The organism is Paraburkholderia lebeckiae (assembly GCF_014201005.1).
In the GTDB taxonomy this organism is placed as follows: domain Bacteria; phylum Pseudomonadota; class Gammaproteobacteria; order Burkholderiales; family Burkholderiaceae; genus Paraburkholderia; species Paraburkholderia tuberum.
Genome location: NZ_JACHDK010000032.1, coordinates 49,887 through 57,604, shown reverse-complemented (window position 1 = coordinate 57,604; position 7,718 = coordinate 49,887). Strand labels below are relative to the sequence as shown.

Sequence of the window (7,718 nt, the reverse complement as noted above, 5' to 3'; positions counted from 1 at the left end):
GAACGTGACTCAGTCGTTGAGATGGCGTCGATCGGCGCAAATAAACAGCCTCTGGCTGCATGAGTGAGGCGACAACCTGCTTGACGCGCGCCGGACTGGCAGCGGCTCACTTTTTGCCGCTGGGACGGACGGGAGCCCACTATCGCCGTTGGCGGCATTGCGACCGGCTGGCTCGTCGGAGGCATCGCCTGAATGATTTCGCTGGCTGACACTCATCCCGTTCGCTGCTACGGAATCGGCGGAAACAGGTGAGGCGCTTTCCAGAGCGCTCGCGACACCCCTGCGCGGGCGTGAGCCGCGCACCTTTGCCTTCGCATCTGCCGCCTTTTCCCGCAGGATTTCGCTGGATGCGTTGGCGAGCGGCTCCTGTCGTTCAACAGGCTCGCGACCGCGCGAAGCAGGGGTCAGCAAACGCGACACCGATTCCGGAATCTCCGCTTCGGATCGCGGCGTATCCAGCCAGCCAGCGGGCAGGCCAAGCCGCTCATGGACATCACCACACCCAACCTTGCTTTCGATCCGTTGCGACCCGTGAGAACGTGGAGGTTAACCGGTCGAACTTTTGCGACCGTGGCCTCGTCTTCCAGCGCCAGCGGTTGCTGCTGGATTGGTCAGACGCTGCTTTCTGTTTCGATTGCGAAGCTTTGTGCGGTACAGCGAGCTGCAGGGTCGTTTCGCGTCTACTGCTCCTGGCGTTCCCCGGCGACCCGCCAGTTGCTTTCTTCGGCATTTCCGTTTCCTTGGACAGGTTATCTTCAGTAGATGATGGTTGGCCGCCGTCCGGTGCAAGCACCGTGTTGGATTCTTCAGTCACGATTTCCCGCTCATCATCCAGGCTCGCGAAATCAAGCGGCGACTTCAGGCGCGCTATGGTTTCGACCGAGAGAACCGGATGGGGCTGGTCAAAGAAGCCGTGCGGTAGCCCAAGCGTGGTTTCCATGTGAAATGCGGTCTCGGGCGTGAACCGTTCACCTTTTGTCAGTTCAGCCACTCGCGTCATGCTGGATTGAAGTCCTAACGCGATGTTCTCAGCGCCGACAGCATCGACGAGGAACTGGAAGGAACGTGTTTTGAAAATCGAAGCGGTTTGTGCGGAGTCTCGAGGCGGCGCTTTCGCGTACGGTTGCCCCTGCCGGTTGGCTGGAGATTTTTTCACGTGACGGGGCTGACGTTGCGCGCTGTCCCGAACTCCCGCATATCGTCCGCGGGTTTGACTCATATGGGCCTGTCTCGCGGTGATAACCGCGCGTCCCTGTCTTGTAGCACATCCACACTGAGCGATCACATTGCGGCGCAGCACGTCAGGGGCGTGAGACGAACGTCTCAGAGATGAGTGAGACGCTGGTCGCATCGAGCAAACCCTTGTCTGGCGCGGTACCGCGCAAGCGTCGCGACGTGCTGTGAGCCGCGCACCGCGTCGCGGGACGGGCCCGTGAGACACAGTGAACTGCGCAGCGCAGGTCTGATGAAAGCGGCCGCGAACGTCCGACTTCCGCGTCCACCCCGTGAATACGGCGCTTTCGGCGTGTGCGCACGGCGCGCAAGCAACTGGCCCGACCTTTGCGGTATCGCTGGCAGACAAGCAAACGCGAAAGCAAGCGCGCTTCATCACAGCAAGTCGCTTCGCTACTCGCGCACAGGAGACAAGCCAGTGTCATCAGCCATCACCGTCGGCGTGATCGCGAACCCGGCATCGGGCCGTGATATTCGACGCCTCACCACGCACGCTTCGGTGTTTCCCACCGCCGAGAAGGCGAACATGGTCGTGCGCCTGCTCGCGGGCCTCGGCATGCTCGGCGTCGCTCGCGTGCTGACCTTGCGCGACCGGACCGGTGTCGCTGCACCGGTACTGCGTGCGCTTGAATCGCACGCGGCCGTGGCCGAGCCGCAGCCTTGGCCGACCGTCGAATTTCTCGAACTGCCGATCACGGACAGCGCGGCCGACACCGGACCTTTGATGGCGCAATCCGATGAATACCTCCCCGTAACCGCGGCTTTTCGAACGATTGACCGCCGGGGAAGTGCTCGACAATTCGTAGGTATGCGAGGCGAGTCCCAGCGCGGGGCCGCCTCCCGAACGACGAAACGGTATTCGTCACCACGTGCACTTTGTCGAGGCAGGCATGTCAAGCAACATTACGATCACGGACGAGCTCGTCGCTGAAATCGCAAACCGGATGGCCGAAGAGGGCGAGAAGGTTTCTCCGGTAGCCATCTGGTCCGAAGTCCATACAGGCTCGGTGGTCGCGGTGGCAGCGGCATTGCGCAAGTGGCGTGAAACGCGCGCCCCGCGGGTGCCGCAGGTCGTCGAACGTCCTGCGTTGCCTGAAACCGTGACCGACACCATGCGCGATGCGCTCGACCGGCTGTGGAGCTCAGCGCAGGATGAAGCTGAACGCGCAGTGGCGCGACGCCTCGCCGCGATGCGCCAGCGTGTCGACGACGCCAGCAACGAGCGCGACGACGCGCTCGCGGAACTGCAAGCCACCGTCCAGGAACTCGATGCGCTGCAAGTCCAACTGGATAAGATGACGAGCGCCTACGACGAGAAAGTCGACGCAGTAGCCGGGCTCGAAGAGGACATTGCGCTCGCGGTGCAACGGACCGACGCGGCGGAGAAGCGCGCGCAGGAACTTGCAGAGCGCGTTTCGCTCCTCGAAGCGGAACTGCAGAGCGCGGAACTGGCCGCGGAGCGCGGAGCGGTTTCGCACGAGGAGACCGACGCCGTGGGCGAGGGCGAGGTGGCGAACGAGTCGGCTGGGTCAGTCGTCGAAACGCCGGCCGACGAAACGGAGCGTGCGACGCTGGAAGCGGCGCATTCCGAAGCGGTCGCTCGTCTTCAAAGCGAGCTCGAAGCGATTCGCGCGGAGCTGCAGGCCGAGCAGGAAGCGCACGCGGCCCGCCGGGAACAGGTCGCGGGCGCGCAGGCGGAACGGAATGCCGCCGCACTTGAATTGCAGAATGTCCAGACGCGGATCGCCAGCCTGACCGATGAGCGCGATGCGGGCGCCTCCGAAATCGCGAGACTGTCGGCCAGCTTGTCCGAAGCGCAGGAGCGTGCCGACGCGGAGCAGCAGCGCGCGGCCGAACTGGCCGAAAGCGCGATGGCGAGCGAGAACGTCGCGGGCCTGGAGTCGGCGTCGCCGGTCAGTGCCGACTCTCAGCAGCTCGAAGCATTGAAGGAGCAGATGACGCGCGACGCGGACACGCATGCCGCCGCAATTGCCGAAGCGCGGGAGACCGTCAGGAAATGGTCCGACTACTCGAACGCACTGAAGCAGCAACTGGCTCAGGCGAATGAAAAAATGGTGGTCGTCCTTGCCCGCGGCGCAGGCGAAGCGACATTGAGCCGCCGGCTTGCCGCTGAACTGGCCCAGCTCAAGCCGGAGCATGAATTGCTGCGCAAGGAGATTCAGCAGCAGGTGATCGTCGAAACGATCAGCGCTCAACTCGAGAAACAAGGCTACCGCTACGACGAGAAGACGGGTGCGGTGTCGAAGCTGAACACCGAAAGCTCGCCAGCGTGACGGGATCGTTGATGGGGTGGCGCGCGTCGCGAGCATGGCGACGCGCAATGGGCTCGTAGGGAGGGCCGGGATGTTGGGTCGTTCGCATCGGCGATACGGCTCGGCAGCGCCGATTGGCTTTCCATCGCCGCGAAATCGCGCCGTTTGGCGGCGTGAAGCAGTCGGGTCTCGGCAGGGAGGGCTCGCACTACGGGATCGATGATTACCTCGTGATCAAGTACCTGTGCATGGCGGTTTGACGCCGGTCCCATAGTCAGCGTGCGGCACGGCCAGGCGTAGAATCGCGGGCGCAGCGGCGAGTCCATTCGTCGCCGGACCGGAGACCGATGGCTGATGGAAATCAAGTGGATCGAAGACTTCATCGCGCTCGCCCGCTATCAGAGCTTTTCCCGGGCAGCGGAGTTTCGCAACGTCACGCAATCGGGTTTCAGCAGACGGATCCAGTCGCTCGAACAATGGGTCGGCGCCGATCTCGTCGATCGCAGCGGCTTTCCGCCGACCCTGACCCCGGCAGGGCAACTATTTCGTGACGCGGCCGAAGACATCCTCGACAAGCTGTTCGACACGCGCGCCATCATTCGCACCGAACGGCGCATCGCCGGCACGAGCCTGCAGATCGCAGCCGGCCACACGATCGCGCTCAACTTCCTGCCCCCGTGGCTGCGCACGCTATCGAAGCATGTCGGCGAAGTGCGCGCGCGCGTGATTCCGGCGAACGTGCACGATTCGATACTGATGCTGGTCAACGGCAACTGCGAGCTGATGTTCGCTTATCACCATCCGCAGCTGCCGTTGCATCTCGATCCGACCAGGTACGAATGCGTGACCGTGGGCGTCGATACTTTCATGCCGGTATGCAGGCCCAATCAGCGGCTTGCGCACGTGTACCGTCTGCCCGGCGTGATCGAACATCCGATGCCGTTCATCGCCTATACGGAGACGAGCTACTTTGGGCGCTGCTTCGCGTTGCTGATGGAGCAGAGCAAAGCGTCGCCCGCCTTGCATCTTCACTACGAATCCGACATGGCCGAGGTCGTGAAGAAGCTCGTGCTGGAAGGCGAGGGTGTCGCCTGGCTGCCGAAGAGCTCGATCGCCGCGGAACTCGACAGTGGCCAGCTTGTCTCGGCCGGCCGCTCAGAATGGCAACTGGAGCTGGAGTTGCGCGTGTATCGCGACCTCACGAACCGCACTGAACTGCTCGATACGCTGTGGCGGCATCTGCGGGCCTCGTCGGGGTCAGCCGAATAGCGCCGATAGGGTTATCCCGCGTTATGCGAAACTTGCATAGCCGTATGCAACACTAGCATTCACGTCTTTTCTGCCGTCTCTAGAATTCCGTCCAGTCACAAATAATCTCAGGACGGAGACACATGAAGAATCGGCTTACCCTCTACATCCTCGCCGGCATGCTGCTCGGCGTGGCCGTCGGTTATGTCTGCCATCGCACGGCGGCCGATGCCGCGCAGGCGAAGGAGATCGCCGGCTACTTTTCCATCGTCACCGATATCTTCCTGCGGCTCGTGAAGATGATCATTGCGCCGCTGGTGTTCGCCACGCTCGTGTCAGGTCTCGCCGGCATGGAGGGTACGAGCGACGTGCGCCGCATCGGTCTGCGCTCGATCGCGTGGTTCCTGTGCGCGTCGCTGTTCTCGCTCGCGCTCGGCCTCGTGCTCGCGAACCTGCTGCAACCGGGCGCGGGCTTGCACATGACCCAGACGAGCGCTGACGTGGCCACCGGCCTCAACACGTCGAGCCTGAACTTCAAGGACTTCGTCACACACGCGTTCCCCACCAGCATCGTCGATGCGATGGCGCGCAACGATATCCTGCAGATCCTCGTCTTCTCGGTGATGTTCGGCATCGTGCTCAGCGTGATCAAGTCCGACCCGCGCGTCGCGCCGCTGATCGCGGGCGTCGAAGGGCTCGTGCCCACCATGCTGAAACTGACCGACTATGTGATGCGTCTCGCGCCCGTCGGTGTGTTCGGCGCGCTGGCATCGGCGATCACGGTGCATGGCCTCGACGTGCTGACGACGTACGGCAAGCTCGTCGCCAGCTTCTATACGGGGCTCGCGCTGCTGTGGGCGGCGCTGATCCTCGCCGGCTACGCGTTTCTCGGCAAGCCGGTCTGGGCTTTGCTCAAGGCGATCCGCGAACCCGCGATGCTGGCGTTCTCCACCGCGAGCAGCGAGGCGGCGTATCCGCGCCTGACGGAGAAGCTGGAGGAATTCGGCGTCGACAAGAAAGTGGTCGGCTTCACGTTGCCGCTCGGCTATGCGTTCAATCTCGACGGCTCGATGATGTATCAGGCCTTCGCCGCGATCTTCATCGCGCAGGCGTTCGGCATCGACATGCCGATCGGCACGCAGATCGTGATGCTGCTCGTGCTGATGGTGAGCAGCAAAGGCATGGCGGGTGTCGCGCGCGGCTCGGTGGTGGTCGTCGCGGCCGTGGCGCCGATGTTCCATTTGCCGCCATCGGGCGTCGTGCTGGTGCTCGCGATCGACCAGATTCTCGACATGGGGCGCACGGCGACCAACGTGATCGGCAACAGCATCGCGACGGCAGCCATCGCGAAGTGGGAGGGCCGGCGCGTGACGCGGCAGGAACGCCGCACGGCGATGGCGACGGCTTCGTTCGGCCAGCTCGAAGGCGAGACGAAATGAGCGGCATGGACGCAACGGCTGCCACGAGCGCGCGCAAATTCGGCGTGGTGGGCGGGCTCGGCCCGCTCGCGAGCGCGGACGTGTTCTTCAAACTGATCAAATCGACGCCGGCCACGCGCGACGCCGAGCACTTCGATGCGATCTTCGAGCAGCAGCCGTTTCGCAGCGCCGATGCCGACAGCGAGACGTTGACGCAGCGCAAGCTGTACGTCTTCGATCTGATCAGCAGCTTCGAGAAGCGCGGCGTGACGACGGTCGTGCTGCCGTGCTTCCTGAGTCACACGTTCATCGACGAACTGAAAGCCAATTCGCCGCTGCAGATCGTCGACATGATCGATGCGGTGCGCAGCCACGTGCGCAGAAGATTTCCCGCGGTGCGCCGCGTGGGCGTGCTCGCGTCGGCGCATACGCGGCGCAGGCGCCTGTTCGAGCAGTACTTCGCGGCGCCCGAGTTCGAAGTGATCCACCCGCGCATCGGCGACGGCATCGATTTCGTCACCGAGGCCGTTTATGGCGAGGATGGCGTGAAGAGCGGCAATCTGCGTGGCCGTCCGGCCGAGTTGCTGCGGGCGGCGTGCGAGGACCTGATCGAACAGGGCGCCAACGTCATCGTGCCGGGGCTCACCGAGATCGCGCTGGTCGCGGACGAACTCGGTGCGTTGCGCGTGCCGCTCGTCGATTCGAACCTGGCTTATGCGCAGTACGTGGTGTGCGGCCAGTACCACACGCCCGAGACGATCTTCAAGGTCGGCGTGGTGGGCGGCGTGGGTCCGGCGGCCACCGTCGATTTCATTCACAAGATCGTGCGCGCGACGCCCGCGCGGCGCGATCAGGACCACATCAAGCTGCTCGTCGAGCAGAACCCGCAGATCCCGGATCGCACGGAGAATCTGATCGGCGATGGACCCGACCCGACCATCTCGCTCTATGCGACCTGCAAGAAACTCGAAACGGGCGGCGCGGATCTGATCGCGATCCCGTGCAATACGGCGCATGCCTTCGTCGAGCGGATACAGCCTTATCTCGGCGTGCCGATCGTCAATATGCTGACGGTGACGGTGCGTTATCTGCGCGAGTCGTTTCCCGCGCTGCGCTCGGTCGGCGTGCTCGCGACTTGCGGCACGCTCGCGAGCGGCGTCTACGAAAAGGCGCTCGAATCGCACGGCTTGCGGCAGGTCGTGCCGGCACCCGCGCTGCAGGCGCGCGTGATGGACGCGATCTACGGCAAGGAAGGCGTGAAGGCCGGATTCACGGCGGGGCGGTGCCAGCAAGACCTCGCCGCGGCGATCGACGGGCTTGTCGCCGACGGCGTCGAAGTGATCGTTCTCGGCTGCACGGAACTGCCGCTGCTGATTCGCGAGCCGTATGTGATCGGCGCGAACGGCGCGCGCGTGAGCGTGGTCGATCCGACCGACGTGCTCGCGAAGCAGTGTGTCGCCTGCGCGACAGTGCCGCCTCGATAACCCAACCGCATCACCCAGTCAATGCGACGGACCTGCACACGAGGTGTGCCGGATGACCCCGC

At 63.9% G+C, this 7,718-nt stretch carries 6 protein-coding genes and 1 pseudogene; 6 read left to right on the top strand and 1 reads right to left on the bottom strand.

Annotated elements, in window-relative coordinates:
• Positions 1–493: 493 nt before the first annotated feature.
• Positions 494–1,219, bottom strand: coding sequence for a hypothetical protein (locus tag HDG39_RS31990; protein WP_184011901.1), 726 nt, complete (start codon positions 1,217–1,219; stop codon positions 494–496).
• Between the two features lie 432 nt (positions 1,220–1,651).
• On the opposite strand from HDG39_RS31990, the gene HDG39_RS35980 reads away from it, so the two are divergent.
• The 6 genes and pseudogenes from HDG39_RS35980 to cuyB all read left to right on the top strand — a co-directional run bounded on the left by HDG39_RS35980 (position 1,652) and on the right by cuyB (position 7,656).
• The gene (locus HDG39_RS35980; RefSeq protein ID WP_409259228.1) at positions 1,652–2,164 is read left to right on the top strand and encodes a hypothetical protein; all 513 of its coding nucleotides are present in this window, start codon (positions 1,652–1,654) and stop codon (positions 2,162–2,164) included.
• Positions 2,124–3,527 (top strand): DNA-binding protein, encoded by a 1,404-nt coding sequence (locus HDG39_RS31980; RefSeq protein WP_184011899.1) that lies wholly within the window; start codon positions 2,124–2,126, stop codon positions 3,525–3,527. The genes HDG39_RS35980 and HDG39_RS31980 overlap by 41 nt, the downstream gene beginning before the upstream one ends.
• A gap of 131 nt (positions 3,528–3,658) precedes the next feature.
• Positions 3,659–3,766, top strand: a pseudogene (locus HDG39_RS31975) (aldehyde dehydrogenase family protein); the annotation flags it as partial.
• A gap of 94 nt (positions 3,767–3,860) precedes the next feature.
• Positions 3,861–4,775: a LysR substrate-binding domain-containing protein gene (locus tag HDG39_RS31970; RefSeq protein ID WP_184011897.1), complete on the top strand. Its 915-nt coding sequence runs from the start codon at positions 3,861–3,863 to the stop codon at positions 4,773–4,775.
• Between the two features lie 122 nt (positions 4,776–4,897).
• Positions 4,898–6,193, top strand: coding sequence for a dicarboxylate/amino acid:cation symporter (locus HDG39_RS31965; RefSeq protein ID WP_184011895.1), 1,296 nt, complete (start codon positions 4,898–4,900; stop codon positions 6,191–6,193).
• A complete protein-coding gene (cuyB, locus tag HDG39_RS31960) occupies positions 6,190–7,656 on the top strand; it encodes a cysteate racemase (protein WP_184011893.1) in 1,467 nt (488 codons plus the stop codon). The genes HDG39_RS31965 and cuyB overlap by 4 nt, the downstream gene beginning before the upstream one ends.
• Positions 7,657–7,718 lie beyond the last annotated feature (62 nt).

What these genes read in the sequence shown, in the direction of transcription:
- HDG39_RS31990 (WP_184011901.1), bottom strand. Translation starts at nt 1,219, where the DNA reads ATGAGTCAAACCCGCGGACGATATGCGGGAGTTCGGGACAGCGCGCAA.
- HDG39_RS31980 (WP_184011899.1), top strand. Translation starts at nt 2,124, where the DNA reads ATGTCAAGCAACATTACGATCACGGACGAGCTCGTCGCTGAAATCGCA.
- HDG39_RS31970 (WP_184011897.1), top strand. Translation starts at nt 3,861, where the DNA reads ATGGAAATCAAGTGGATCGAAGACTTCATCGCGCTCGCCCGCTATCAG.
- HDG39_RS31965 (WP_184011895.1), top strand. Translation starts at nt 4,898, where the DNA reads ATGAAGAATCGGCTTACCCTCTACATCCTCGCCGGCATGCTGCTCGGC.
- cuyB (WP_184011893.1), top strand. Translation starts at nt 6,190, where the DNA reads ATGAGCGGCATGGACGCAACGGCTGCCACGAGCGCGCGCAAATTCGGC.